Raw genomic sequence first — 1,929 nt, forward strand, 5'->3', positions numbered from 1 at the left:
ACGGGAATCTTCCAGAGTTCCGCCTTCGCAATGAACGAGGTCATGGTAATCGAGGGCCAAATGACGTTGATGTCCAAAAAGCTCTGGTGGTTTGCAACGAGTACGAACTTCTTGTGGTCCGGAATGTTCTCCTTGCCTTCGATTTCGACCTTGATTCCCGACAACTTGAACAAAACCTGGAAAAACGGGATGCATATGCGGGTGCTGTCTGCCCAGCGCCTGCAAAGCACGCCCTTGTAAAACATGAACGGAAGACCGACAACGAAAAGCCCGACAGCGATAAACAAATAGTAAAAGATTGCACGGATAAAGGCCATAATAGTCCTAGAAATATGGGTTTACACCCATAATGTATAATTTTTAAGGTTAATGGAACAAAAAAAAGAAAAATTTTATAGAGAGAACTCTATTTCTTTAAGGAAATCTCTTTGTTCAACACGGGAACTTTGTCAAGTAGGTGCTGAATCGGACAGATGACAAGGGAACAGAGCTTGTCCCACACCAGGGCGCACAAGAATGTGCCTGCAATGCAGATTGAAAAATGTGCCAGTAAAGATGAAATAGGGCCCGAAATGCTTACTGCAAGGGGAAATTCCTTGATGAACAGGGTGACAAGTGTGCTATGTATAATGAATATGCCCCATACGCTTTTCGCGATGAAATTGATAAAGCGGCTATTGAAGTTGAAATTTTTGAAAAGAAGAAATAGCAGAGCGGCCTGCAGAACGACGAAAATGTTGCAGTAGGATATTGCTTGAATGGGCTCGATGAACATCATGGAGCAAATGGCCGCGGTGCAGAGGAACAAGCCCAATGCCGCCGAAATCCATTTCAGATTGATTTTCTTGTGGGCGATGAATCCGCCGATATAGTAGAGCAGGATGAAGTTTACCAGGGTGTAGCCGTTCCCGTTTCCATAAATCGAAATCGCAGAAATGGATATCTTGGTGTGAGCGAATGCGGGAATGCAGTAATCGGTGATTGTCGGGAGTATGGAAAATAAAACCAGAAGAATTGCCATGAATACTTTTAGGCTCTTGTCGCTTGCGTACTTAAAAACAAGGTTCAAAAAAGGAGAAAGCAAGTAAATGGTGCAATAGAGCCATGCGTAGTAATTGACGGGGCTGAAACAGTAAAGAAAATCGGCTATTGAAAAACTGCCGCTTGTAACCGCCCCGATGACATAGGAAATAACTTTGTATGCAATCAGGACTGTAAACAGGTAAACGACTTTTCGTACATTGACGGAATCCCTTTTGCATAGGAAATATCCGGAGATGCAGAGGAAGGTGTTTACGGCACCGAGGGCGAGGGCCTCGATGCTGTACAGAAAGAACCTGTTGAAAAAAGGAGCGCTTTCGACGTAGCTGAAGGCGCCGTGTCGGAAGGGGGAGTTGTAGTGGAGCGCGATTACGAAAAGAATCAGAATGATTCGGAGCAACTCGAAATTAGAAGCGCGAGACTCTTTCATAAGGGGCGCCCCTTACTATTGCTTTATCTTCCACCTGAGAGTCTGGCCTGCGGCAAGCGGCACCACGCCGTTCACGAGCGGGGGGACGGTCCACGATTCCTTGACGACTTCAATCTGCTTCTGGGTGCGCGGGATTCCGTAGAAGTCGGCGCCAAAGCCTGCGATGAAGTTCGGGAGCTTGTCCAGGTGTCCGGCTTTTTCGAATTCCTGCACGAGCAGCGGAATGGCGACCGGTGCGCTGTAGACGCCCGCCGCCCCGCACGGACATTCCTTTTTCCCCAGCTGGTGCGGGGCGGAGTCCGTGCCGAGAAAGAACTTCGGACTCCCGCTGAAGGCGGCTTCGCGGATGGCGGCACGGTCTTCAGGCCGCTTTGGCAAGGGCTTGCAGAAGTGGTGCGGCCTGAGGGCGTCCCCGACGACATCGTCGAGAGTCATCATCAGGTGGTGTACCGTGAAGG

Annotated in this window: 2 protein-coding genes and 1 pseudogene; all 3 read right to left on the bottom strand. The window is 48.9% G+C overall.

What is annotated here, in order from left to right; genetic code table 11:
* A partial coding sequence (locus Q0628_RS09945; protein ID WP_298770609.1) for a 1-acyl-sn-glycerol-3-phosphate acyltransferase occupies positions 1-317 on the bottom strand: 317 nt, incomplete at its 3' end.
* Between the two features lie 89 nt (positions 318-406).
* Positions 407-1,471, bottom strand: a complete 1,065-nt coding sequence (locus tag Q0628_RS09950; protein WP_298770611.1) for an acyltransferase family protein — start codon at positions 1,469-1,471, stop codon at positions 407-409.
* A gap of 15 nt (positions 1,472-1,486) precedes the next feature.
* A pseudogene (locus tag Q0628_RS09955) lies at positions 1,487-1,929 on the bottom strand (dihydroorotase); the annotation flags it as partial.

The sequence above is a fragment of the uncultured Fibrobacter sp. genome, assembly GCF_937877005.1.
Lineage (GTDB): Bacteria > Fibrobacterota > Fibrobacteria > Fibrobacterales > Fibrobacteraceae > Fibrobacter.